At 64.1% G+C, this 24,984-nt stretch carries 26 protein-coding genes; 17 read left to right on the top strand and 9 right to left on the bottom strand.

The genetic code is table 11. From position 1 onward, the window contains the following. Positions 1-3 precede the first annotated feature (3 nt). A complete protein-coding gene (prsT, locus tag B9N93_RS17900) occupies positions 4-2,778 on the top strand; it encodes an XrtA/PEP-CTERM system TPR-repeat protein PrsT (RefSeq protein ID WP_085215598.1) in 2,775 nt (924 codons plus the stop codon). Positions 2,779-2,787: 9 nt separating this feature from the next. Here the strand turns inward: prsT and B9N93_RS17895 are convergent, their stop codons facing one another. The 3 genes from B9N93_RS17895 to B9N93_RS17885 form a co-directional block, all read right to left on the bottom strand. Then, entirely contained in the window at positions 2,788-3,483 is a 696-nt protein-coding gene (locus B9N93_RS17895; protein ID WP_085215597.1) for a class I SAM-dependent methyltransferase, read from the bottom strand. Beyond that, positions 3,419-4,873, bottom strand: coding sequence for an urease accessory protein UreH domain-containing protein (locus B9N93_RS17890; protein WP_176225315.1), 1,455 nt, complete (start codon positions 4,871-4,873; stop codon positions 3,419-3,421). The genes B9N93_RS17895 and B9N93_RS17890 overlap by 65 nt, the downstream gene beginning before the upstream one ends. A 70-nt stretch (positions 4,874-4,943) precedes the next feature. Further along, on the bottom strand, positions 4,944-5,378 hold the full coding sequence (locus B9N93_RS17885) for an FxsA family protein (protein WP_085216327.1): 435 nt from the start codon (positions 5,376-5,378) through the stop codon (positions 4,944-4,946). Positions 5,379-5,425: 47 nt separating this feature from the next. On the opposite strand from B9N93_RS17885, the gene cutA reads away from it, so the two are divergent. The 8 genes from cutA to B9N93_RS17845 all read left to right on the top strand — a co-directional run bounded on the left by cutA (position 5,426) and on the right by B9N93_RS17845 (position 12,685). Beyond that, positions 5,426-5,755, top strand: coding sequence for a divalent-cation tolerance protein CutA (cutA, locus tag B9N93_RS17880; RefSeq protein WP_085215595.1), 330 nt, complete (start codon positions 5,426-5,428; stop codon positions 5,753-5,755). Then, complete coding sequence (dsbD, locus tag B9N93_RS17875) at positions 5,734-8,085, top strand: protein-disulfide reductase DsbD (protein ID WP_254899424.1); 2,352 nt, start codon at positions 5,734-5,736, stop codon at positions 8,083-8,085. The genes cutA and dsbD overlap by 22 nt, the downstream gene beginning before the upstream one ends. Next, positions 8,085-8,597, top strand: coding sequence for a TlpA family protein disulfide reductase (locus tag B9N93_RS17870; RefSeq protein WP_085215593.1), 513 nt, complete (start codon positions 8,085-8,087; stop codon positions 8,595-8,597). The genes dsbD and B9N93_RS17870 overlap by 1 nt, the downstream gene beginning before the upstream one ends. Before the next feature lie 141 nt (positions 8,598-8,738). Then, the gene (aroQ, locus tag B9N93_RS17865; RefSeq protein ID WP_085215592.1) at positions 8,739-9,185 is read left to right on the top strand and encodes a type II 3-dehydroquinate dehydratase; all 447 of its coding nucleotides are present in this window, start codon (positions 8,739-8,741) and stop codon (positions 9,183-9,185) included. Between the two features lie 4 nt (positions 9,186-9,189). Further along, the gene (gene accB / locus B9N93_RS17860; RefSeq protein WP_085215591.1) at positions 9,190-9,660 is read left to right on the top strand and encodes an acetyl-CoA carboxylase biotin carboxyl carrier protein; all 471 of its coding nucleotides are present in this window, start codon (positions 9,190-9,192) and stop codon (positions 9,658-9,660) included. 27 nt (positions 9,661-9,687) lie between these two features. Continuing rightward, complete coding sequence (gene accC / locus B9N93_RS17855; protein ID WP_085215590.1) at positions 9,688-11,034, top strand: acetyl-CoA carboxylase biotin carboxylase subunit; 1,347 nt, start codon at positions 9,688-9,690, stop codon at positions 11,032-11,034. After that, positions 11,034-11,912, top strand: coding sequence for a 50S ribosomal protein L11 methyltransferase (prmA, locus tag B9N93_RS17850; RefSeq protein WP_085215589.1), 879 nt, complete (start codon positions 11,034-11,036; stop codon positions 11,910-11,912). Before accC ends, prmA begins: the two co-directional genes overlap by 1 nt. Beyond that, a complete protein-coding gene (locus tag B9N93_RS17845) occupies positions 11,912-12,685 on the top strand; it encodes a zinc-ribbon and DUF3426 domain-containing protein (RefSeq protein WP_085215588.1) in 774 nt (257 codons plus the stop codon). Before prmA ends, B9N93_RS17845 begins: the two co-directional genes overlap by 1 nt. 12 nt (positions 12,686-12,697) lie before the next feature. On the opposite strand, the gene B9N93_RS17840 is transcribed toward B9N93_RS17845, so the two are convergent. Beyond that, positions 12,698-13,339, bottom strand: a complete 642-nt coding sequence (locus tag B9N93_RS17840) for an MBL fold metallo-hydrolase (RefSeq protein WP_085215587.1) — start codon at positions 13,337-13,339, stop codon at positions 12,698-12,700. Between the two features lie 141 nt (positions 13,340-13,480). Between B9N93_RS17840 and B9N93_RS17835 the strand changes: the two genes are divergently transcribed. Then, positions 13,481-13,885, top strand: a complete 405-nt coding sequence (locus tag B9N93_RS17835; protein WP_125469050.1) for a hypothetical protein — start codon at positions 13,481-13,483, stop codon at positions 13,883-13,885. Between the two features lie 6 nt (positions 13,886-13,891). On the opposite strand, the gene B9N93_RS17830 is transcribed toward B9N93_RS17835, so the two are convergent. Genes B9N93_RS17830 through B9N93_RS25630 form a run of 5 tightly spaced genes read right to left on the bottom strand, consistent with a single transcriptional unit; the run spans position 13,892 to position 17,420 of the window. Continuing rightward, positions 13,892-14,413, bottom strand: coding sequence for a tetratricopeptide repeat protein (locus B9N93_RS17830; RefSeq protein ID WP_085215585.1), 522 nt, complete (start codon positions 14,411-14,413; stop codon positions 13,892-13,894). 52 nt (positions 14,414-14,465) lie between these two features. Further along, complete coding sequence (locus tag B9N93_RS17825; RefSeq protein ID WP_085215584.1) at positions 14,466-15,110, bottom strand: c-type cytochrome; 645 nt, start codon at positions 15,108-15,110, stop codon at positions 14,466-14,468. A 2-nt stretch (positions 15,111-15,112) separates the two neighbouring features. Next, entirely contained in the window at positions 15,113-16,735 is a 1,623-nt protein-coding gene (locus tag B9N93_RS17820; RefSeq protein ID WP_085215583.1) for a b(o/a)3-type cytochrome-c oxidase subunit 1, read from the bottom strand. A 4-nt stretch (positions 16,736-16,739) separates the two neighbouring features. Continuing rightward, positions 16,740-17,261 (bottom strand): cupredoxin domain-containing protein, encoded by a 522-nt coding sequence (locus tag B9N93_RS17815; protein WP_085215582.1) that lies wholly within the window; start codon positions 17,259-17,261, stop codon positions 16,740-16,742. Between the two features lie 9 nt (positions 17,262-17,270). Further along, positions 17,271-17,420 carry a hypothetical protein gene (locus B9N93_RS25630; protein WP_176225314.1) on the bottom strand — a complete coding sequence of 50 codons (150 nt, stop codon included), beginning with the start codon at positions 17,418-17,420 and terminating at the stop codon, positions 17,271-17,273. Between the two features lie 207 nt (positions 17,421-17,627). Between B9N93_RS25630 and B9N93_RS17810 the strand changes: the two genes are divergently transcribed. From B9N93_RS17810 to B9N93_RS17785, 7 genes are all read left to right on the top strand, one after another. Beyond that, positions 17,628-18,284 carry an MlaD family protein gene (locus B9N93_RS17810; RefSeq protein ID WP_085215581.1) on the top strand — a complete coding sequence of 219 codons (657 nt, stop codon included), beginning with the start codon at positions 17,628-17,630 and terminating at the stop codon, positions 18,282-18,284. A gap of 87 nt (positions 18,285-18,371) precedes the next feature. Then, entirely contained in the window at positions 18,372-19,322 is a 951-nt protein-coding gene (locus tag B9N93_RS17805; protein WP_254899423.1) for a DMT family transporter, read from the top strand. A gap of 181 nt (positions 19,323-19,503) precedes the next feature. After that, positions 19,504-19,647 (top strand): hypothetical protein, encoded by a 144-nt coding sequence (locus B9N93_RS25625; RefSeq protein WP_176225313.1) that lies wholly within the window; start codon positions 19,504-19,506, stop codon positions 19,645-19,647. A 118-nt stretch (positions 19,648-19,765) separates the two neighbouring features. Beyond that, positions 19,766-20,188, top strand: coding sequence for a ribosome-binding factor A (locus B9N93_RS17800; RefSeq protein WP_085215580.1), 423 nt, complete (start codon positions 19,766-19,768; stop codon positions 20,186-20,188). A 2-nt stretch (positions 20,189-20,190) separates the two neighbouring features. Next, complete coding sequence (locus B9N93_RS17795; protein WP_085215579.1) at positions 20,191-21,387, top strand: RtcB family protein; 1,197 nt, start codon at positions 20,191-20,193, stop codon at positions 21,385-21,387. Between the two features lie 579 nt (positions 21,388-21,966). Continuing rightward, the gene (locus B9N93_RS17790) at positions 21,967-23,808 is read left to right on the top strand and encodes a di-heme-cytochrome C peroxidase (RefSeq protein ID WP_125469049.1); all 1,842 of its coding nucleotides are present in this window, start codon (positions 21,967-21,969) and stop codon (positions 23,806-23,808) included. An 82-nt stretch (positions 23,809-23,890) separates the two neighbouring features. Further along, on the top strand, positions 23,891-24,961 hold the full coding sequence (locus B9N93_RS17785; protein WP_085215577.1) for a catalase family protein: 1,071 nt from the start codon (positions 23,891-23,893) through the stop codon (positions 24,959-24,961). Positions 24,962-24,984 lie beyond the last annotated feature (23 nt).

Raw genomic sequence — 24,984 nt, 5'->3', positions numbered from 1 at the left:
CCCATGCCCAAGCCGTCCGCCGCCCCGTTCCGCAAGCTCGCCGCCAGCCTGTTGTTGCCGCTGGCCTTGACCGCCTGCGAGCGGGCCAAAAAAACCACCGACACCCAGGATGTCGCCCAGGCCCAGACCGCGCTCGACCAGGGCGACCTCCGGGGCGGTGCCATCAATGCCCACAACGCCGCCCAGAAAAATCCCAACAACGCCGAGGCCCACCGTTTGTTGAGCCTCATCAACCTGGAACTGGGCAACGGCGAGGCGGCGGAAATCGAGCTGAAACGCGCCACCGATCTCGGGATCGTGCGAGAGGTGGCTTTGCCGATCCTGGCCAAGGCTTTGCTATTGCAGGGCAAGTATCAGGATGTGCTGGACCGGATCGATCTCCCCGCCCAGATGAATCCCCAGGACGGCGCCCGCTTGATGGCCTTGCGCGGCGATGCTTGGCTGGGGGTGGGCAAACCCGACAAGGCCCGGGCCGATTACGAGGCGGCCTTGATGCTGGACGCCACCGCGCCCACCGGCAAGCTCGGCCTGGCCCGCCTCGCGCTGGGCGGGGGCGAGGTGCCCCAGGCGCTGGCCTGGGTCCGGGAGGCCATGCAGCGCGAACCCCGCAACGCCGAGCTATGGAGCTTCCAGGGCCAGCTCTACGAAGCCCAGGGCGATCCCGCCCAGGCCGAGGCCAGCTATACCCAGGCCATCGACCTGCGCCAACGCAGCGCCTTCGACCGTTCGCGGCGGGTTTGGGTGCGGCTGTCCCAGGGCAAGACGCAGGCCGCCCAGGAGGACGTGACGGCTTTGGAACGGCAATTCGCCAATCATTTTCTGACCCATTTCAGCCGCGGCCTGCTGTTGTTCAAGCAGCACAAGCTGCCCGAAGCCCTGACCGAGTTCGAGGCGACCTCGAAGCTCAACGAAGGCTATGCCGAGGCGCTGTATTTCCAGGGCGTCACCCAATTGCTGATGAACCATCTGCCCAACGCCCAGGAACTCCTGGCCCGTTTCAACGCCTTGGTGCCCAACACCGTGCGTGGTTCGATCATGATGGGCTTGGTCAAGATAAAGCTGAACGATCTGCCCGAGGCCGCGAAATGGCTGCTGCCGGTATTGGAGCAATATCCCGACAATGTCCAGACGCTGCAATTGATGGGCAATATCGAACTGAGCCGCGGCAATAGCGCCAAGGCTTTGGAATACCTGAACCGGGCGGTGGTGGCGGGCAGCGCCGGACGGTCCAGGGCCACGGGCAAGGCCGATCCGGGGTTGGGCGAAATGGAAACCGCCCTGGCGACCGATCCCGCCCTGGCGCGGACCGAAGTGCAGATCGTCTTGATCCATTTGCAAGACAAGGCCTACGCCAAGGCCATCGAGTCCGTCGAAGCCATGAAAAAGCGGATGCCCGGCAGCGCCCTGCCGTTCAACCTGCTGGCCGAGGTTTATGTCCGTCAGGGCGACGACGCCAAAGCCGAGGCGGTGCTGAAGGAAGGGTTGCGCCAAGTGCCGGACGATGTGGGCACGCTGCAATCCCTGGCCCGGCTCGCCATCAAGAACCGGCACGACGACCAAGCCCGCCAATATTGCCAGACCGCGCTGGGTCTCCAGCCCAAGGATTTGGCCAGCCGCCTGTGCCTGGTCGAATTGTACGAGCGGGCGGGCGATCAGGCCGGGGTGGCGAAGGAACTGCAAACAGCCATCCAGGATCATCCCGAAGCCTTGTTGCCGCCACTGACCTTGTCCCGGCTCTATGCGCGGATGGGCCAACCCCGGCGCGGTTTGGCGCTACTGGAAACCGCCCGCGCCCGGTTCGGGGACAATCCCGAGTTCGTGGCCCGGCTGGTCGAGGCCCAGATCGAGACCGGACAGCCCGGACAGGCTTTGGAAACCGCCGGCCAATTGCTCAAGCTGGAACCCCAATCGGCGCGGGCCGAGTATCTCCTGGCGCTGGCCGAGGGCGCGAACGGCCACGCCGCGGCCATGCGGGCGGCTTTGCAGCGCTCGCTCCACCACAACCCCAAATTCCGGCCCACCCGCGAAGCCCTGGTGCGGGCGCTGGCCGGGGAAAACCAACTGCCCGAGGCCGAACGCGAGTTAAAGCAATTGGCGAGCGAATATCCCGGCGATGGCGGGGTTCTGGCGCTCAAGGGCTGGCTCGCCCTGCGGCAGAAGCAGTGGAGCGCGGCGACGGCGGCCTATCGCCAAGCCCTGGACCAAGACCCCAACAACTCCGACATCGCGGTCGAATTGGCCCGCGGCCAGTGGTTCGGCAACGACCGCGAAGGCGGTTTGAAGACCCTGAGCGATTGGAGCGCCCGGCATCCCCAGGATGTGGCCGTCCACCATGTGCTGGCCGGTTTCTACGGGGAAATGGGCCGACGGGCCGAACAACTCGCGGCGTATGAAAAAGCCCTGGCCATCGATCCCGACGACACGCTGGCGCTCAACGAACTGGCTTGGGAGTTGAAGGCGGAAAATCCGGCGCGGGCGCTGCAATACGCGGACCGGGCGGTGAAGCTGGCCCCGGATTCGGTGCCGGTGTTCGATACCCAGGTGGCGGTGTTGATCGAACAGACCGAGTTCGAGCGGGCCTTGGGCTTGTTGCTGCAAGCCAAGAAGCGCTGGCCGGACAACACCATGATTTTGTACCGGCTGGCCGTGGCCCAGGACAAGGTCGGCAGCACGGCGCAGGCGATCAAGACCTTGCGGGAATTGCTGGCCAGCCATCCTGGGGCGTTCGCCGAGCGCAAGGATGCGGAGGGGTTGTTGGCGCGGTTGGCGGCGCGGTGATAGGGCGGATCAAGCCGGCTTCCCAAAACTCAACGCATGATGCCAAGTGTATTGCCCCAAGCGCCGCGCTTCCGTAAAGCCCGCTTGTTCCGCCATGCCCAGCAAGCCGTCCAGCGTCTCGGGCAGGTCGTAGCTCCTGACATGGCCGATGGCGAAGTCCAGTTCCCCGGCCTCCAGCGCGGTCCAATCCCGCGCCATGGTCCCGCAATAGGCGTCCAGATACGCGGGCAAATCCTGGCCCTCGTCCCGCGCCACATCGATCAACAGCAAACGCCCGCCGGGCCGTAGCCGCTCGGCGCAACGCCGGAAGAAATCCTGTTTCTTTGCCGCCGTCAGATGGTGCAGGGCGAAGCTGGAAAACACGGCGTCGTAGCGTTCGCCGTCGTCCGCCAGCCATTCGAGCATATCGCCCTGGCGCAAATCGACCGGACAGGCCAATCCCCGCAGGTTCTCCGCCGCCAAAGCCAGGGCCGGGCCCGCCAGATCGACCCCCCGGTACGCGGCCAAATCCAGGCGCTTCAAGATCGGCGCGAGGCGGGAGGCATCGCCGCAACCCAGGTCCAGCAGCGCGAACGGACGGGCCGGGCCGTCGCCCAGGCTGCGTTCCACGGCGGCGTAGATTTCGCGGTGGAACATGTAGTTATGGGCGACCAGCTTGTTGTAGACGTTCCAGGAGTTGACGAAGAAGGCTTCGGGCGTGTTCATACGGATTTTCTGGGGGGGGTGGGGTGGAAGTTGGAGCCGGGGCGTCCGCCGGGATGACCACGAAAGAGCCGTGGATCATGCCCATCCAGCAGCTCCAGGCGATGACGCCGCTGCGCTCCGGCGTGAATTCGATTAGATTGTCGCCGGGCCGGACCTCGAATTCCAAGCCCAGTGCGGGCACCATGATCCTGCGGTTGCATTCGGTGATGTGCTGGCCGACCACGGTCCAGCGCACCGGGACGCCTTGTTTCAATACGAAGCGGTTGGGGTGGTAGCCCTGGGCGTCCACTTCCATGCGGATGGCTTGGTAGCCTTCGGGGTGGGTTTCCGCCGCCGGGGCTGGTAAGGCATCGAACCGTTGCTCGGCGCGGAGGGCGAGGCTGCGGAAATCGTAGCCGCTGCCGGTCATCAGCAAGCCCCGGTTCAACATCATCACGCCCAGGGCCACCACCAGGAAGGCCGACGCCTTCAACACGCCTTGCGTGACCCGCCCCGACACCACCCCCGCCAGCAGTCCGAAGCCCAGCATCACCGGCAGCGTGCCCAGCCCGAAGGCCAGTAGCAGCTTGGCCCCTTCCAGGAAATCCCCGGTCCCGGCGGCCATGACGTACATGGCTTGCAGCGGGCCGCAGGCGATCATCAGGCCGTTGAGCAGGCCGATGGCGAAGGGGCTGGGGTGTTTTTTGCTTTCGATGCTGAGGAAACGGGCCAGGAACCGGGGCATCCTGAGACCGATCCGGTGCAGGCTGGGGAACCAATCCAGCATGTTGATCCCGAACAGGATCAGGAACAGGCCGGCCGTCAGGGCGGCATAGCCCCGGATCGTGGGGGTGAAGGCGATGAACGAACCCAACAGCCCGAACAGCCCGCCGATCAGGGTATAGGATAGGGTCTTGCCCAGGCCGTAGGCGGCATGTCCCAGCCAGCGGGCGCGTCCGGGTTGCTGCGCGGCGCGGGCGGTATAGCCTACCACGAAGCCGCCGCACATGCCGACGCAATGGAAGCCGGTGAACAAGCCCACCAGGAACAACAGGCCATAGCCCATGCCATGCTCGAATTGCGGCAGGCGGAAACGGTCGGCCAGGTCGATCCCCACGGTCGTCAGCCCGCCGATGCCGGCCAGGGCCAGCGCCACGCTTGCGAGGCGTCCCAGGTTGCGCCAGACCGGGCGCGACCGCTGCCGCGGCGAACAGCCGTAGCCCGCTTGTTCGACGGCGGCGGCGATGAGGGCCGGGCTGGTGCGGGCGGCGTCGAACAGGACTTCGAGCGTGCCCGTGTCGTAGTCGGCCTGGGCCAGCCACACGCCGACGACTTTCAGGGCCGCTTGCTCTACGATGTCGGCGCAGCCTGGACAGTGCATCCCTTCGATGGTGAGACGCTGGGTGGGCATGGCGGTGTCTGGTGGGGCGCTAGTGTTCTGTCGGTGGCGTCGCGGAACCTTGGAGGTGGGTCCGCGCCGGTCATTCCTTCTCCCGCTTGAATTCCCCCTCAATGACCCGCGGGCCTTGCGGTGGTTCCGTCCCACCATCCGGCAGCACCACGAATTTTTGCAGCAGATAGCCCGCCAACTTTTTCCGGCTCGCCGGGATCAAACAGGCCAAGCCCAGGATATCGCTGAGGAATCCCGGGATCACCAAGAGCAAGCCGCCCAGGGCCACCAATCCGCTTTCCAGCATTTCCAGGGCCGGGGTTTCGCCCCGCGCCAGGGCGCGTTGCACGTTCATCCAGGTCGATAAGCCCTGCGAGCGCAATAGCGACATCCCCAGGCTGGCCGCGCCCAGCAGCAAGGCCACCGTCGTGACGAAGCCCAGCGCCCCGAACAGCTTGATTAGAAGGTAAAGCTCCAGGAGCGGCAGGGCCACCACGGCGGCCAATAACCATTGTCTAATGTCCATCCCATCCTCATACGGTAAAATTCGGGAAAACCCAGGGGCTTTTTGCCATGTCCACCGAATACTGTCTAGTTCTATGCACCTGCCCCGACGCCGACAGCGCCGGGGCGCTGGCCGAAGCCTTGGTCGAAGCGCGGCTCGCGGCCTGTGTCAATCTCCTGCCCGGCCTGGTTTCGGTCTACACCTGGGAGGGCAAGACCGAGCGGGCTTCCGAACACCTGTTGCTCATCAAGACCGAAGCCGCTCTCTATCCGGCCTTGGAAACTTTCATCCAATCCCGCCATCCCTACGATGTCCCCGAAATCGTCGCCCTGCCCGTGGCGCGCGGTTCGGCCCCTTATCTGCACTGGATCAGCGCATGTCTACATCCCCAACCCTGACTCCCGTCCTGTTTTTCAGCCGCCGCCTTGGAGCCTGGGGCGGCTTTTTTATGCTGTGCCTGTGGTGCGCGGGCGTGGCCTGGGCGCTGGAGGGCGAAGACCTGTTGCCGGCGGAACAGGCGTTTCGGAGCGCGGCCCGGATCGAGGGCGACACGGTGGTATTGGATTGGGATATTGCCGAGGGTTATCACCTCTACCGCAAGAAATTCAAATTCGCCACCCAAACCCCAGGGGTCCAATTGGGCGAGCCGGTGTTGCCCGAGGGCAAGCTGAAGCACGACGAGATTTTCGGCGAGATGGAGGTCTACCGGAACCATGCCCAAATCCGCTTGCCGGTGGCGCGCCAGGACGGCGGGATGCAAACCTTGGCTTTGGAGATGAGCGTGCAGGGCTGCGCCGATGCCGGGGTATGCTATCCGCCGCTCAAACAGACGCTGCGGCTGGACTGGCCCGCGCCGCCACCGTTGAATGTCGCGGCGGCGTCGAATTCGATGCTGGGCGGGGCGCTCCATGCCTTGGGGCTGAAAACGGGGTCCGGCCAGGATGAACTATTGCCCGCCGAGCAGGCGTTCCGGTTTTTCGCCGAGGTGAAGGACGATCATACCCTGTGGCTGCATTGGCAGATCGCCAAGGGCTATTACCTCTACCGCGAGAAATTCAAGCTCGCCCTGGCCGAGGCGCCGGGCGTGGCGTTGGGCGATTACTCGATCCCCCATGGCGAAGCCAAGCACGACGAGGAATTCGGCGATGTCGAGGTGTTCCACGAAACGGTGGCTTTCGCGCTGCCGCTGGTGCGCGATGCGGCCCAACCGCTCAAACTGGCCTTGAAGGCCGGGTTCCAGGGCTGTGCCGACCGCGGCGTATGTTATCCACCAATGAACCAGACGGTCGAGTTGCTATTGCCCGCCGCCGGTACGGTCCAGGCCAGTGTGGACACCACGCCCGCACCCGCCGCCGCCCCCGCCGGCGAATGCGAGATGAAATCCGCCGCAGGCTTCGTCGAGGACGCGCCGCAATCTGAGCAATGCCAGATTTTCTCTTCGTTGCAAAACGATTCGCTGTGGCTGACGGTGGCGAGCTTCCTGGGCATGGGCTTGCTGCTGGCGTTCACGCCGTGCGTGTTCCCGATGATTCCCATCCTGTCCGGCATCGTGGTCGGCCACGGCCATCATCTGACCACCCGCCGCGCTTTCTTCCTGTCGCTGAGTTATGTGCTGGCTTCGGCCTTGGCCTATGCGGTGTTCGGGGTGTTGGCGGGGCTGTTCGGCGGCAATCTGCAAGCCTTGTTCCAGGAGCCCAGGGTCATCATCGCCTTCAGCGCGGTGTTCGTGGTGCTGGCCTTGTCGATGTTCGGCTTGTTCACCCTGCAAATGCCCGGTTTCATCCAGGACCGTGTGGTCGGTTGGAGCAACCGCCAGCATGGCGGCACGCTGGCGGGCGCGGCGGTGATGGGGGCGCTCTCGGCCTTGATCGTCGGGCCGTGCGTCGCGGCCCCGCTGGCCGGTGCCTTGATCTATATCGGCCAGTCCGGCGATTGGGTGCTGGGTTTTTGCGCCTTGTTCGCGCTGGGACTGGGGATGGGGCTGCCGCTACTGGCCATCGGGGCTTCCGCCGGGAAATTGCTGCCCAAGGCCGGTATCTGGATGAATTCGGTGAAAGCCGTGTTCGGCGTGGGTTTGCTGGGCATCGCCGTGTGGTTGTTGGCACGTATCCTGCCGCCCGCGGCTTCGATGTTCCTGTGGGCTTTGCTGCTGATTATCCCGGCGATGTACCTCGGGGCGCTGGATACGCTGCCGCAGCCCGCTTCGGGCTGGCGCAGGCTGTGGAAGGGCGTCGGTATCGTGATGCTGGCCTATGGCGTCCTGCTTTTGATCGGCGTGGCCGCCAACACGGGCGATCCCTTGCAACCCTTGCGCGGCTTGCAGGCGGTCGCGGCGGGCGGTACCGGGGCGGCGGCCCCGCAATCCCTGGAATTCCGGCGGGTCAAATCGGTGGCCGAACTTGACCGCGAAATCCAGAAGGCCCAGGCCGCCGGGCGCTGGACGATGCTGGATTATTACGCCGATTGGTGCGTGTCCTGCAAAGAGATGGAGCGCTATACCTTCACCGATGCCAAGGTGCGGACCGCGCTGGCCGATGTGGTCCTGTTGCAAGCCGATGTCACCGACAACACCGAGGACGACGCGGCCCTGCTCAAGCGGTTCAGTCTGGTGGGACCGCCCGCCACCTTGTTCTTCGGGCCGGACCAAGCGGAGCGCAAGGCGTTCCGGGTGGTGGGCTATATGGACGCCGAAAACTTCGTGGCACATGTGCGGAAGGTGGTGCGCTGATGACCGGCAAAGTGTTGTATCCACTGGTCGCGGTCGCCGCCTTGCTGGCCGGTATCGCCACCCAGCACTGGTGGGCGTCTCCCACGGAACCCGTCCCCGAACCGCCGCTGCACGACCTCGCGGGCACGCCGCATTCCCTGGCCGAATGGCGTGGCAAGGTGGTGGTCCTCAACTTCTGGGCCACTTGGTGCCCGCCGTGCCGGGAGGAAATGCCGGAATTCTCGCGCTTGCAGCAGGAACTCGGCGGGCAAGGCTTGCAGTTCGTCGGGGCTGCTATCGACGACCCGGAAGAGGTCCGCACCTTCCTCAAGGACAATCCCATCAACTACCCCATCCTGCTCGGCGACGAGCGCGTGCCGCATTGGGCCGACCAACTCGGCAACCACCTGTCGGTGCTGCCGTTCTCGGTGGTGTTCGACCGCACGGGCCAGCCGGTCGCCACCCATACCGGCGGCTTCGAGCGCCAGCAAGTCCTCGATATCGTCCGGCCTTTACTGGAAACCCGGCCTTGAGTTCCGTAGCGAAATCCTGGGGTATTTGCACCAACTGCCGCGATCATCGTGGAAAATCTAGCTTCATGGACAAGATTTGCCGGTTTCGGCACAATACCCGCGCTTGTTTCCCTTACAACGCCCTTAACCGGAGGTTCTCCCGTGGCGAGCATCTTGGTCCTGAACGGCCCGAACCTGAACATGCTGGGGGTCCGCGAACCCGAGGTCTATGGTCGGCAAACCTTGCAGGACATCGTGGAGGGCCTCGCCCGGAGTGCGGAAACCCGCGGCCATCGCCTGGAAGCCTTCCAGAGCAACGCCGAGCATGAATTGATCGAGCGCATCCACCGCGCCTACCATGAGCAGGTGGATTTCATCCTCGTCAATCCCGCCGCCTACACCCATACCAGCATCGCCCTGCGCGATGCCTTCCAGGCCACCCGCATCCCGTTCATCGAGGTCCACCTCTCCAACATCCATGCGCGTGAGCCGTTCCGCCATCATTCCTACCTGTCCGATATCGCCAAGGGTGTGATTTGCGGGCTGGGGGCTTCCGGTTATGGCTTGGCCCTTGAGGCCGCCTTTCAATTCCTAGAGCAAGGTCGATAACACCATGGATATTAGAAAAATAAAAAAGCTGATCGAGATGATCGGCGAGTCCGATATCGCGGAAATCGAAATCCGCGAGGGAGAAGAATCCGTCCGCATCAGTCGGCAAGGCTCCCAAGTGGCCGCCCCGCCACAATTCGTGTCGATGATGCAACCGGGGATGCCCATCGCCTACCAGCCACCGCCAGCACCCGCTGTGGCCCCGGAAGCCCCGGCGACGGGCGAGGGCGACCGCATCACCGGCCATATCGTCCGTTCGCCGATGGTCGGTACCTTCTACCGTTCGCCGACCCCAGGGGCCAAGTCCTTCGTGGAAGTGGGCCAATTAGTGGAGACCGGGGAAACCCTGTGCATCATCGAGGCGATGAAAATCCTCAACCAGATCGAGGCCGACAAATCCGGCAAGATCACCAAGGTGTTGGTGGAAAACGCCCAGCCCGTGGAATATAACCAGCCGCTGTTCATCATCGAATAACGCGGCCCCCACCTTTAGGTTATCTCCATGCTCGGTAAAATCCTCATCGCCAACCGGGGCGAGATCGCCCTGCGCATCCTCAGGGCTTGCCGCGAACTCGGCATCAAGGCCGTGGCCGTGCATTCCGAGGCCGACCGCGACCTCAAGCATGTACGCCTGGCCGACGAATCGGTGTGCATCGGCCCCGCGGCCTCGAAAGAAAGTTATCTCAACGTCCCCGCTATCATCAGCGCCGCCGAGGTGACGGATTCGGTCGCCATCCATCCCGGCTACGGCTTCCTCTCGGAAAACGCCGATTTCGCCGAGAAGGTGATTCAAAGCGGCTTCATCTTCATCGGCCCCCGGCCCGACACCATCCGCATGATGGGCGACAAGGTCGCCGCCATCGCCGCCATGAAGAAGGCCGGCATCCCCTGCATCCCCGGCTCCGACGGCCCCCTGGGCGAAGACCACGAGACCAATATCAAGATCGCCCGCCGCATCGGCTTCCCGGTCATCATCAAGGCGGCGGGCGGTGGCGGTGGCCGTGGGATGCGGGTGGTGCATAGCGAGGCCAACCTGCATAGCGCCATCAACCTGACCCGCGGCGAAGCCGCCGCCGCCTTCGGCAACGATATGGTCTACATGGAGAAATTCCTGGAAAATCCGCGCCATATCGAATTCCAGGTGATCGCCGACAGCCATGGCAACGTGGTGCATCTGGGCGAGCGCGATTGCTCCACCCAGCGCCGCCATCAAAAGGTGATCGAGGAAGCTCCCGCGCCCGGCATCGACGAGGCCAAGCGCCAAGCCATGGGGATGCGCTGCGTCAAGGCCTGCCAGGAAATCGGTTATCTCGGCGCGGGCACCTTCGAGTTCCTCTACCAGGACGGCGAATTCTATTTCATCGAGATGAACACCCGCGTCCAGGTCGAGCATCCCGTCACCGAGATGGTCACGGGCTTCGATATCGTGAAGGAGCAATTGCGCATCGCGGCGGGCGAAACCCTGTCGATCCGGCAGGAGGATGTGGTGATGCGCGGCCATGCCATCGAATGCCGCCTCAACGCCGAAGACCCCAAGAACTTCATGCCCAGCCCCGGTTTGATCGAGCAATTCCACATGCCCGGCGGCCCCGGCATCCGGGTCGAGACCCATATCTACAATGGCTACAAGGTGCCGCCGTATTACGATTCGATGATCGGCAAGCTCATCGCCCACGGCGAGGACCGCGCCAGCGCCATCGCCAGGATGCGCACCGCGCTGGCCGAGATGGTCATCGGCGGCATCCGCTGCAATATCCCCTTGCTGCTGGACATCATCAACGACGCGGCGTTCGAGGCGGGTGGGCAGAACATCCATTACCTGGAACAAAAACTGGGGCTGAAGCACTGATGTGGCAGCAATTCGCCGTCGTCGTCGATGAATCCAGGGCCGAGCCGCTGTCGGACCTGTTCATGGACCTCGGGGCGGTGTCGGTCGGTTTCGAGGACGCGGGCGACCAGCCCTTGTTCGAGCCGAAGCCGGGCGAGACGCCGCTGTGGAATCGTACCCAGGTGGTGGCCTTGTTCGAGGAGGGCGCGGACGAAGCGGCGGTCCGCGCCGCCGTGGAAGCCCGCTTCGGCGGCGGGTTGCGCGACTGGAGAGCCTCCGTCCTGGAGGATCAAGTGTGGGAACGGGCGTGGCTGGAGCATTTCAAGCCCATGTCCTTTGGCCAGCGGCTGTGGATTTGCCCCACTAGCTACGAGCCGCCCGAACCCGACGCCGTCAATGTCTGGCTCGATCCCGGCCTTGCCTTCGGCACCGGCACCCATCCCACCACCGCGCTGTGCCTGGAATGGCTGGACGGCCAGGAGGTGGCCGGCAAGACCGTGCTGGATTACGGTTGCGGCTCCGGGATACTCGCCATCGCCGCCTTGAAACTGGGCGCGGTCCTGGCCCATGGCGTCGATATCGATCCCCAAGCCCTCACCGCCAGCGCCGACAATGCCCGCAAAAATAGCGTGGAAGCCGGGCTGAAACTCTATCTGCCCAAGGCGCTGCCCGCGCTGGAAGCCGATATCGTGCTGGCGAATATCCTGGCTGGTCCCCTGGTCGAATTGGCCGCCGCCATCCTGGCGCCTTTGCGGCCCGGCGGCGGCTTGGCCTTGTCGGGCATCCTCGCCACCCAGGCCGACACGGTACGCGCCGCCTACGCCGACCGGGTCGAATTCGCGCCGACGCTGGTGCGGGAGGATTGGGCCTTGCTGTCCGGCGTCAAGCGGGCCGGGTGATGACGAAGCGGTTCCGGTGCCCGGCCTGCCAAACCGAGTACCGCATCGGCACCCAGGAATTACGCGCCAGCCAAGGGGAAATCCTCTGCAAGCATTGCCATACCGCCTTCAATGCTTGGCCCCGTGGCGCGGCGCGGAGCCAGCTCGCAGGACCGGACCGCAATCCGCCCGCCCCGCCGCCCCGCTTCGGGCACGGGCGTTTGGAAGAACTGGACGAGGCCCAAGCGCCTTGGGGAATCGATATGCCCGCCACCACTGACCGCATCGGGCGCAAGCCCCGCCCCCAATCCACCGGCTTCCCCGAACTGCCCGAACCGCTGCGCTGGGGGGCCGCCGCCCTGGGCCTATTGGCGCTGCTGGGCGTGCAGGTGTTCGGCTTCGAGGGCAAGCGCCTGGCCCAGAACAGCTATGCCCGGCCCGTGCTGGATAGCCTGTGCGCGACTTTCGGCTGCGAACTCGCGCCGTTCAAGGACACCGCCCATATCGCCACCTTGGACCGCGCTTTGAGCGCCAACCGGGACAGCAAGGAAATCCTCGATTTCCGCATGGTGTTCGCCAACCAAGCGACCCTGCCGCAGGATTTCCCCGATGTGCGGCTGGTGCTGAACGCGCTGGACGGGCATCCGCTGGCCGAGCGGGTGTTCGCGCCGATGGACTACCTCCCGGACTGGCAGGAAGGCGCGGAGATGCCGGTCGGCAAGTCCTACGAAATCCGCCTGACCCTCGCCAAGCCCAGCCGGGAGGTGGGCGGTTTCACCATCGAATTCCGGTAATTCCGTGCCCGGTCACTCCATGCCCACGCCCACATAGGGATTGTGGCGCATCTCCTCGCCGAAGCTGGACACGGGGCCATGGCCGGGGATGAACACCACGTCCTCGCCCAAGGGGAACAGCCGCTCGCGGATGGATTTCAACAAGGTGGCATGGTCGCCCTGCGGGAAATCGGTGCGGCCTATCGAACCCTGGAATAGCACATCCCCCACCACCGCCAGCCGTTCGCCCCGGTGGAAGAACACCACATGCCCCGGCGTGTGCCCCGGACAATGCAGCACTTCCAGGGTTTCTCCGCCGAATTCCACCGTGTCGCCCTGGTCCAGCCAGCGGTCGGGCGTGAACATCGGCACCGGCGGGAAACCGAACATCCGGCTTTGCTGGGGCAGCAGCTTGATCCAGAAATCGTCCAGCCGTTGCGGGCCTTCGACCGGGAGGCCCAGGCGCTCGGCCAGTTCCGCCGTGCCGCCGGCGTGGTCGATATGGGCGTGGGTCAGCAGGATTTTCACCAGCTTCACGCCCGCCGTCCGGGCTTCTTCGAGGATCAGGTCCAAATCCCCGCCCGGATCGATCACCACGCCTTCCAGCGTGCGCTCGCACCAGAGCAGGGTGCAGTTTTGTTGGAACGCGGTGACGGGGACGATGAGGGCTTTCATGGCGGTGGCTCGGCAAAAGGGGGAATGGTAGCGGATCGGGTCCGGTTTGGTCTTGCGGAGGGTGTGCGTAGAATGGGGCTTATTTCCACTGCGTGGCTGGGAAACCCCGCCCACCGCCGCGCATCCATGCGGGAGAGCGCCATGGTAGACCTGAAAAAACTCTTGATCCTCAAGGACAAGCTCATCAAGTCCAAGGACTTCAAGGAGCCTTGCGATTATTTCCTGGGCCATTTCGCCGAGCGGCCCGAGTTCATGCGGATGGGCGAGCCGGTCGATGGCGAATTCATGCGGCCCATCGTGGTGGAACTCGGCAACGCCCTGCTCAAGCGGCGGCCCAGCGAGGTCCGGCTGACCATGACCGAAATCGCCGAGTACCATTTCCTGCACGGTGCTTGCCTGATCGATGGCAAGCCCGCCAACCTCATCTATTTCCGGGATATCGATATGGGCATCCTGTCCCTGTTGCACGAGGACGCGCAGGGGGTGGTGATGGCGCGGTTTTCCTGCGTGTACAAGCCGCCGCAGCCGCCGCGCGCCCTGCACTGAGCCGCCTTAGCGCAGGAAGTCCGGCACCGGCCAGGGGTCGCAAGGGTTGAGGCTGGCTCCCTGGGCGATCCGTTCCCGCGCCGCTTCGTCCAGCGCCCCGCCGCAAGCGTCCTCGACGCGGCGGAATTGCGCGTCCACTTGTTTGGCCTCCGCTTCCCGCCCGGTCTTGCGGTAGACCGTCGCCAACAGGTTCATGGCGCTGGCGGTCAAGGGATGTTCCGCCCCAAACGCGGCGGTCCGGGTTTCCAACAGGCGCTTGATCGCGGTTTCCGCCTCGGCGTAGCGCTGTTGCTTCAGATAGGTCATGGTCAGCCCGTTCAGGCTGGTGTCGAAGAACAAGCCCGGTTCCAACTGTTCCCCCAGGCGCATCGCTTGTCGGCAGGCCGCTTCCGCGTCCGGGTAGCGGGCTTGGTCCAGGGCTTGGTCGCATTCGCCTTGCGACCGGGTCCAGGCGAAGATTTGCTCTTCGTCGGCCTGGACCAGCGCGGGCAACAGGAGGAGGAGCGGGGTGGCGCGGCGGATCGGCATGGTTGTGGGTGGGGGTTGGTGGGCGGGTGCGGCCTTCCCTGGCCGGTGGGTTTTATTCGCTGGCACCGGCGTAATAACGCGCCAGTTGCTTGATTTCCTCGTCGCTGAGTTGTTGGGTGAGCGAGCGCATCCGGCTGTAGAGGTCGTTATGGCGCTCGCCGGACTTATAGGCGAGCAGTGTTTGTTCCAGATAGGCCGCCCGCTGCGCCGCCAAGGCCGGAATATCGATCTTCTGGCCGCGTCCGTCCGCTTCGTGGCAGGCTTGGCACGGTGGCAGGATGCGCTTGCCGTCGCCGCGCCCGACCAATTGCTCGATATTGTCCGGGATCAACATGGGCTTCCGCCATGCGGGGGCCGGTTCGTGGCTGTAATAGGCCGCGATATCCGCCGCGTCCTGCTCCGACAATCCCGCCACCATGCCCGCCATGATCGGGTTTTGGCGGCTGCCGTCCTGGTAGTCGCGGATTTGCTTGTAGAGATAGGTGGCGAGTTGCCCCCGCAAGGACGGGTTGGCGGCGTTGCCCGCCGTGGGCGCGTGGCAGCCTTCGCAGGTGGCGGCGAGCTGCTTGCCCTTGTTGGGGTCGGCGTGTTCCACCTGGCGCAGGGTATCCAGGGTCCAGGCGACCTGGGAGGAGGGTCCGGCCCAGGCGAGGCCGCTGAAAACCGCGCAGGCGGCGAAGAGATGGTGCGGTTTCATCGTCAGTACCCCCATGGAATCGAACCGAAGGTTTTGGCCAGGAAGAATTGCAGGATCGGGTAGCCGAAGTTCAGCACCATCAAGCCCAGGATCGCCACGTTCCACACCTTGAAGCCGTTCAGCAAAGGGTGGACCGGGCCATCGGCGGGTTGGTAGCCGGTGTATTCGACCTCGAAGGCTTGTTCCGCCGCCGGGCCGGTCTGGGATTGCCACAGGATGTAGGCGAACAACAGGGCCGAGCCGGTCAACACCAAGCCACCCACGATCATCGCCAGTTCATAAGGGTCCCAAGCCAGGGTCAGCAGGCTGTTATAGGCCACGCTGGAAATCCGCCGCGGCTGGCCCAGCAAACCCAGGATATGCCAAGGCGTGGTCATCAACACCATCCCCAGGAACCAGGACCAAAGCTGGATCACCGGCAGGCTGTCGGAAATCAAGGGTTTCCCGGTCAGCCGTGGCCAGAGGTAATAGCCCACCGCCATATACATGATGACCGTGGTCCCGGCGAAGATCAGATGGAAATGCCCCGGTACCCAGGCGGTGTTATGCACCATGGCGTTCATGGCGTAGCTGGCGTTGACGATGCCGCCGAAACCGCCCGCGATCAACATCAAAAAGGCCAGGATCGCCGCCAGCACCAGGGGTTCCCGCCACGGCAGCGCTCCGATCCAGCCGAACAAGCCGGTCCCGCCGCGCCTGCGCCCGGCGATTTCCATCGAGGCGATGACGGTGAAGCCGGTCAGCAAGGTGGGCAGGGCCACCAGGAACGTCCCGACCCCGTGCATGAGCTTGAAGCCCGAGCCTTGCTCCGGGTCCATGTACAAATGGTGGAAACCGATGGGCAGCCCGAACACCACCAGCAGGATGAACGCCACCCGGCTCAAATCATGGCTGAACAACACGCCACCCGCCGCCTTGGGCACGAAGGTATAGAGGGCGATATAGGCCGGAATCAGCCAGAAATACACGATGGGATGCAAGGTCCAGGAAAACAGGGTGCGGGCCAAGCCCACATCCACGGTCTCGGTCCAGCCCAAAGCCCAGGGAATCAACTGGAACAAGACTTCCAGCGCCACGCCCGCGCTGGTCCATAGCCACAAGATGGCATTGCCCGTGGTGGCGAACATGGGCAGGGGCACGGTGGCACCGGGATGGGCGGCTTTCCATTGGCTGTGCATGACGATCATCACCACGCACCACAGCCACGAACCCACCACCAGCAAGGTCGCGCCCAGATAGAACAGCACGCTGGCCTGCAACGGCGGATAGAAGGTGTACAACACCGAAGCGTTGCCAGTCAGCAAGGGTAGGGCGGCCAGCACCACCCCGAGCAGGGAAATCCCGAACCCGGCCCAGGCCAGCTTGGGATTCCATAAGGGTGTTTTCAGGCTGGATACCGCCACCACATAGCCGAAGCCCATGATGAAAAACGTGGTCAACACGAAGGCCATCAGCACGCCATGGGTACTGACCGAGGCGAAATACACGCCCGGCGACTGCATGGCCGGCACCAAGCCGCTGCGTTCCAAAACCTGGTAAAGGCCCAGCACGCAAGCCAGGGCGAACGCCCCGAACGCCACCCAGAAATGGCACAGGGCGAGGAGTCTGGTCGGTTTGTCGATCATGGATTTATCTCCCGGCGGGTGGATGGGCGGCGGTCCAGGTTTCTTTCGACACCACCGTCATTTTGCTCCACATATGGTCGTGGCCCATCCCGCAGAACTCGTTGCAGAGCATGGGATATTCGCCCGGCTTGGGGAAGGCCGTGGTCACGGTGGACACATAGCCGGGCACGATCATGGTGCTGAGGTTGGTCATGGGCGCGTGCATCCCGTGCAACACGTCGGCGCTGGCGATGCGGAAGGTGATCGGCGTGCCGGCGGGCAGTTCGATCTGGCGCGGGAAGAAGCCGTAGCGGGCGGCGACCAGGGTGACGTGTACCGAGCCGTCCGGTTCGGTCCTGACGCCCAGTTTGTCCTCCATGAATTCGCCGTCGAGGTGCAGGCGGGCCGAATCGATGATTTCCATATGGCCGGGCGGATGGATGCCACCGAACAGGGCGGTGAGCAGGATGGAACCTATGAAAATGGCGATGGCGGCGGATGCGGCGTACAGCCATTTGCGTTCGAGTGGATGGATGTGGAAGGCCATGGTTCCCTCCTAATGGATGGGACCGCGGGGCAGGAACACCCCGAAGTACAGGAACAACCAGGCAGCCACCATGGCGGCGGCGACCAGGCACAACAGCGCCCAGGTGCCGACCGGCGCGGAATCCGGGATTTCCCCGGTTGGGTCTTGCTCGTCGGACATGCTTATCCCCTCATGAAAATTGTGGTTGATAACGCATGGGCAGTGTGCGATTTGCCGCGGTCAAAAGCAAGCGCGGGCGGGTTACCATCGCGTTGCGGGTCTGCCGGATCGGACCCCGGCGGCGGGCACGGGGTTCTTGGGCGCGGAGCGCGGCGGCTTCGCCTATCATGTCCGCCCGGTTCCGGTTCATCTTATGAGGAGAATCCCATGTCCATCCGTTCCTGGCTGATCGTCCTTTTCGCGCTCTCGCTCTCCGCCTGCGGGCCGGGCGGGCTGCATCTCAACCTATTGCTCGACAACGCCGCCGGTATCAGTCCGCAAACCCCCGTCGTCCTGGGCGACCGCAAGGTCGGCCAAGTCACCGCGATCAACCCGGACGGCGCGGGCGGCTATGTCGCGACCCTGGACATCGCCGATGAATTCCGGGGTTCGGCGACCCAGGGTTCCCGTTTCGCCGTGGTGCGCGATCCCCAAGCGCCCGACCTGCGCCGCATCGAATTCCAACCCGGCCCGCCCGGTGCCGCGCCCTTGGTCGATGGCGCTATCGTCAAGGGCGATGCCGAGTCCGGGTCTTGGTTCCCCCTGGGCGAGTTGCTGCGCGGTTTCACCGATGGCCTGGGCCAGTTGCGCGGCCAGTTGGAGCGCTTCCGTTCCGAGATGCAACGCTTGCCGGATTCGCCGGAAGCCCGCCATTTGCAGGAGGAATGGGCGCGGCTCAAGGAGGAAATGCAGCAGGCCCAGCAATCCACCGAGGAATCGGTGAAGAAGGACGTCCTGCCCCGCTTGCAGCGCGAACTCGACGAACTGGACCGGAAGTTCAAGGCACTGAACGCGCAGCCGCCCGCCAAGTCGCCGCCGATTTGAACCCGGCGGTAATAACGCCGCGCCGGGGTTTTGCGGGTCGGCGGGTTCGGGTACAGTCGGGTCCGACTGTTTTTCCCGTGCCGTTCCATGTCCCGCCCCAAAAAACGCAAGTCCCGCCGCCGCCGCGCTCCGGTTCCTCCCGCCGCCGTCCCGCGCCGGGACGGTCCCGCCCGTGGGCTGGCCTATATGCTGGTCGCGGGGCTGTTGTTCGCGTTCATGGGCGCGGCGGTGTATGCCGCCGCGCTGGCCGAACCGCCGGTGGCCGCGCCCATGGTCAGCTTCGTGCGGGTGGCTTTGAACCTGTCGATCCTGCTGGTTCCCGCTGTGCTGATGCGCCGGGTGGCCGGGTTGTTCGGCGATCTGCGGCCTTCCTTGTGGTGGCGGGGGATGTTCGGCGGGGTGTCGTTGATCCTGTCGTTCGCCGCCATCCAGCGTATCGGGCCGGGGGAAAGCGCGTTCCTGTCGGCCAGCAGCGGGGTGTTCGTGGCCGCGCTCGGGCCTTATGTGCTGGGTCAGCGCAATTCCTGGGGCGTGTGGCTGGCGATCTGGGGGGCGTGGCTGGGCTTGTTCCTGCTGTTCCAGCCGGGGATGGGGCAGGGCGATTGGCAGGGCCGGGCGCTGGGGTTGGCTTCGGGCTTCCTGGCGGCGCTGGCCTATCTGATGGTGGCGCGGGCCGGGAGCAGCAATCCGCCGGGGACCGTGGTGTTCTATTTCTGCCTGGTGGCGACGCTGATCCATCTGGCGTGGTTCGCGGTGGAGGGCGTGGCCTTGCCCAGTGGTTTCCAGGCTTGGGGTTGGGCGGTGCTGGCGGGGTTGGCCGGGAGCGCCGCGCAATGGTTCATGACCCGCGCCTATCAATTGGCTCCCGCCGCCTTGGTCGGGGCGGTGGGCTATGTGGGGCCGGTGTTGAGCTTGGCGCTGGGGGCTTTGTGGTTCGGCAAGGTGCCGGGGAACGAGGCTTTGGCGGGGTGCGGGTTGGTGTTGTTGTGCGGGGTTTATTGTGGGAGTACGACGCTCAGCCCGCGTAGGGCGGAATAGCCGGTACCCCGGCGTATTCCGCCGCATGGATGGATGGGGTCAACATCCGGCGGAATACGCTCCGCTATTCCGCCCTACAAACTACAAACCAACTTGCGTCCGCTCCGATTGGCGCAGCGTAACCGGAGACATGGAATCCGTGTGATGACGCTCCGCTAATCGCCCTACGGTTTTAGCCATCATGCGACACGGACACCGCCACTTGACGGACGCCGATTTCCCATTATTATTCCGCGCCATCATCCACCCCAACCGGCTCAGGAGGTACGCCATGCACCACGATATTGCAATCCGCCCGAGTCCCGCCGCCCGCCGCGCCCGGTAATTTCCCTTCCGGCCCGCCGGGGCCGGGACTCCCAAACAAAACCAACACCGTGTTTTCAGCGCCGGGATCGCGCCGTGGCCTGTTCGTGCCCGCGCCTTCCGGTTGATTGGGAGTTTTTATGAATCCATCATCCCTACGTGGGCGGAGGCCAACCTCCACCCTGTGCGCGGAATCCGGCCCGGAAGACGGCGTCGATCCGCGGGTTTTGGCGCGTGCCCGGCAAACAGCCAAACCGCGCCAGCGCCAAGACCGCCAGCTTGGCAAGGAAGCTTTCCGGGAATTGTCCTTGATCCTGGCGGGTGAAACCGCCGATCCTTTGTTGCGTGGCCTGGGCGTGGTCGCCGTCGAGGTCGAGGATGCGGGCCGCCAACTCTGCGTCACGCTGGGGCATACCCAGCCCGTCATCGCCACGGAAGCCGATATCCTGGCCGCGCTCGAAAGGGCGCGGGGGCATTGGCGCACCTTGCTGGCGCACAGCCTCGGGCGCAAGCGCGTTCCGACTTTGCGCTACCGTTATATCGGCCTATTGGGAGAGGTATAGCCATGCCTATTCAAAGGATTATGACCAAGGGCCGGGTGCCGGTGAAAATCTACACCGACGAGGTGGACTCCGAGGCCATGCAGCAGTTGTACAACCTCTCGCAACTGCCGTTCATCCATAGCCATATCGCGGTCATGCCCGATGTCCACGCGGGCATCGGCGCGACGGTGGGTTCGGTAATTCCCACCCTGGGGGCGATTATCCCGGCGGCGGTGGGGGTGGATATTGGCTGTGGGATGAGCGCCTTGCGGTTATCGATCCAGGCCGATCAATTGCCGGATAATCTCCGGTCTTTGCGCTTGGCCATCGAAGCCGCCATTCCGGTGGGGTTCAATATGCACAAGCAGGACCGCGCCCGCGAATCCACCATCCGGGCTTTGTCGCAAGGATTGCATCGGCTGTTGCAGAAACATCCGAAACTTTATTCCTTGCAAAAAAAACCCTACCAAACCTGGATTCGGCAAATCGGCACCTTGGGCGGCGGCAATCATTTCATCGAGCTTTGCCTGGATGAGAACCAGGCGGTTTGGGTGATGCTGCATTCCGGTAGCCGGGGCATTGGCAGCGCCATCGGCGAGTACTATACCAATTTGGCCCGTAAGGATATGGGGCGGCATCTACATAATCTGCCCGATAAGAATCTGGCCTATTTCACCGAAGGGGCCGAGCATTACGATGATTATGTGGAGGCCATCGGTTGGGCGCAGGATTATGCCGCCGCCAACCGCCGGGAAATGCTGTATCTGATCGCCGAGGTGTTACGCAAGAAACTTCCCCGGTTCGGCGTGACCAAGGAGGTGATCCATTGCCATCATAATTATGTGGCCCGCGAGCGCCATTTCGACGCAACCGTGTGGGTGACGCGCAAGGGCGCGATCCGGGCGGGCGAGGGCGAATGGGGCATCATCCCCGGCAGCATGGGCACCAAATCCTATATCGTGCGCGGCAAGGGCAATCCCCAGGCGTTTTGCTCGTGTTCGCACGGGGCCGGGCGGCGCATGAGCCGTTCGGCGGCCAAGCGCCAATTCGACGAGCGCCACGCCGAGGAACAAACCCTGGGTGTGGAATGCCGCAAGGACGGCGGCATCGTCGATGAGTTGCCGGGTGCCTACAAGGATATCGACAGGGTCATGGAACACCAGAGCGATTTGGTCGAAGTGGTCCACAGCTTGAAGCAGGTGTTGTGCGTGAAGGGATAATCGCGCCGCCTGTGGTCTGTTGGCATAGCCGGTCATGAACGTGACCGGCTTTTTTTATGGCCATGGATTGCCGGGGTTGTGGTTTCAAACCGGGATTTTTGGGGCGATCCATACCGGAATGCGGGGTGTCCTCCGCCATGACTGCCCGGATCGTCGCCGCTTGCCGCTTCATTTGCCACCGAACCTAGCCATTTAACGCTATCAGCCCGCCACAAAAAAGCGAGGTATAAACCCGTATAGCCATTAGGGACAGGATTAGCGGTGGGGGGGCGATTCACAAAGCCAGCGGATTGGTTCAAAATCGAACGTGTTGAATCGGTGCGGGCACTGCCATGCTGTTCCGGCCATGCTTAGCGGGCGGACGGTTCCAGCCAAACAAGGGTTTCCTGGCGCAACTGTTTTACCCCCGGCTCCGCCATTCGACGCAAACAGGCGCGACCCCCGACGGCGTGGATCGGCCCAAAACCCGTCCACCACCCGCTGTCCGCGCCGCCCATCCCCTAACGGTGCAAGCCGGCCCGCAATACAGACCGGTATTCGATTCCCTATCCACAGAGAACAAGAACGAGGAGAAACATCATGTCCTTCCTTAGAAAATCCAGGCTGTCTGGTTTGGGCGCGTGGCTCGCCCTGGCCGGGGCGGCCTCCGGCGCACAGGCCGAAGGCTATGGCACCCTACGCCCCGATTACGGCGGGCTCTATGCGCCCACCGCCGAGCAAGCTACCTTGCAAGGCTATAACCAAAACTGGAACCAAGCCATGCGCGAGTTGTTCTATTACACTCCGCAAGGCTCGCGCTTGTTCCCCTATAGCTGGTTCTTGAACCTGGAACAGAAGAACAGCACCGCCAAATTCATCGATCCCGCCCATATCGGCCGCTTCGGCTTGATCTACGACGCCGCCAGCGCCGGTAAGCACGACGGCCTGCCCATCGGTTTCGCCAAAGACCCGGTCGATGTGCCGGGCACCGGCCCCTGGGTCGGTATGAACTGCGCCGCCTGCCACACCAACGATGTCACCTATCACGGCAAGCAGGTCCGCATCGACGGCGCGCCCAGCCTCGCCGATGTCGGCGCGTTCTTCGCGGAGTTGGCGGAGGCGGTCAAGGCCACCCGCCTCGATGCCGGCAAGACCCAGCGGCTGGCGGCCGCCGTGTACGGCCATCCGCCCACCGAGGATGAACTGAAAGCCTTCGTCGGCAGCTACCAAACCGTCGCGCTCAGGATGGAAGGCGAGATGTGGATGCGTACCCCGCCCGACCACGCCGGTTCGGGCCGGATCGACGCCCTGGGCCAGATCATCAACGCCTTGGCGGTGTTCGATCTCCAGAAGCCGTTCAACCTGCGTCCGCCCAGCGCCCCGGTCAGCTATCCGTTCCTGTGGGTGGCCCCGGACCTGGATTTCGTGCAATGGGCGCCCGTGGCCAGCAGCCCGATTTCGCGCAATGCCGGGGAGGTCTTGGGGGTGTTCGGGGACACCACCTTCACGGCGGCGGACCCCAAGGAACGGCTGCACTCCACCGTGTTGCTGCGGGAACTGGAGGAGTTCGAGAACTGGCTGCGGGATTTGCGGCCGCCGCCTTGGCGCAAAGACCTGTTCGGCGGGATCGACTTGGCGAAAGCCCAGGTCGGCAAGGCCTTGTTCGACACGGATTGCCGTTCCTGCCATCACATGCCACCCTATGACCGTCCCGGCGAACTGACCGACCCCAAGGACAATATGAAGGGCTTGCGCTTTATCACGATCAAGGCCGATCTGTTGAAGGATGTCGGGACCGACCCGCTCTATACCCATAACCTCATCACCCGCATGACCCAGACCGGCAGCCTGGAAGGGGTGCTGGGCCCGATGAACGGCAAGCCGGTCATCCCCATGCCCGGTCCCATCGTGCCCGCCGCGGTATTCTTCAGCGGCGCGGTGGGCGGCACGCTGCAACAGGCGTTCGTGGACCAATTCCCCGATCCCAGGGAGCGCGGCGAGAAATTCCTCGAATATTCCGGCTACCGTTTCAAGCCGTTCCAACCCGGCCAACCGCCGCAGTCCTACCCGGAAGTGCCGGAGACGGCGGCGATCAGCCTCAAGGCCGGTCCCTTGCTGGGCATCTGGGCCACCGCGCCCTTCCTGCACAACGGCTCGGTGCCAAACCTGTACGAATTGCTGTCGCCGCCCGAACAGCGCTCCAAGACCTTCTGGGTCGGCAGCCGCGAACTGGATTTGAAACACCTGGGCTTCGTCGCCACCGCTCCCTTGGGCGGCCCGGCCATGTGCGGCAACGCTCCGCTGTTCCAGTTCGATACCACCCAGCCCGGCAACGGCAATGGTGGCCATGTCTATCCCAAGGGCCAGACCTATAGCCATGAGCAGAAGATGGCCTTGATCGAGTATCTCAAAGACCCCGAGGCCTTGATCGCCCCGAAATAAGCGGCCACCCGGCCCCAAGGGCCGTTTTCCGCCCCCAGGCGGGAACGGCCCGTACCCAAACCATCACGCAGGAGGACAGACCATGGATTTCCCCACTTTACCCCCGCATCCGTTTGAAACCGTCCCTGCCGGCGAAGCCGCCCAGATCGCCGAGATCGCCGACCTGACCCGCAAGCTTTTGCAGCAGCGCTATCCCGGCAGCATGGCCCGGCGCGGCGTGCATCCCAAGGACCATGGCTGTGTCGAGGCCACCCTGACCGTGAACGCCGATATTCCGTCGGCCTACCGGCAGGGTATCTTCGCCACGCCGGGGAAGAGCTATAAGACCTGGGTGCGCTTTTCCAACGCCACGGCCCTGGTGCAGGCCGATGTCGATGCCAAGGGCGCGGCGTCCAGCCGGGGCATCGCGCTCAAGGTGATGAATGTCGAGGGCGAGACCCTGCTCGACGCACCCGGCGGCAAGACCCAGGACTTCCTGATGATCAACCTGCCGATGTTCGCCTTCGCCGATGTGGCCGAATATCTGGAACTGACCCGTTCCCAATTTGCCAACAACGATAATCTCGGACCCTTCTTCACCCCGCCGTTCAGCGACGCCAAGAAGCGGACCTTGGGCATCGTTGGCAAGATCGCCGCCACGCCGATGGGCAACCCGGTGGAAAGCCAATATTTCTCGGCTTCCCCATTCCTGTTGGGCGAGAACCTGGCGGTGAAGTATTCGGTGAAACCCAGGAATCCGGGCAATACCCCGGTGCCCGCCAATCCCGGGCCCAGCTATCTGCGCGAAGCTTTGAAGAAGACCTTGGACCCCAAGACCGGCCAAGCCGTGGTGTTCGACTTCCTGGTGCAACGTCGCGCCACCAACGCCCTCCCCATCGAGGACGCCACCGCCGTCTGGCCGGAAGATATCGCCCCGTTCGAGGCCGTCGCCACCCTGGTTATCCAACCGCAGGATTTCGACAACCCCCTGCGGGCCACCGAGTGCGAGCATCTGGTGTTCACGCCCTGGCATAGCCTTAGGGAACACCGGCCCCTGGGCGGGATCAACCGCCTGCGTCTCGCTGCCTATATCGCCTCGTCCAAGTACCGCCTGCAATCGCGGGAGCCCACCGCCTTCCCGAAAGACCCCTACGCGCCGCCGACCGCCGGATAAGCGCTCTGCCGACTCCGAACCGG

Source organism: Methylomagnum ishizawai (assembly GCF_900155475.1).
GTDB lineage: Bacteria > Pseudomonadota > Gammaproteobacteria > Methylococcales > Methylococcaceae > Methylomagnum > Methylomagnum ishizawai_A.
This window is presented reverse-complemented; position numbering and strand designations above follow the sequence as displayed.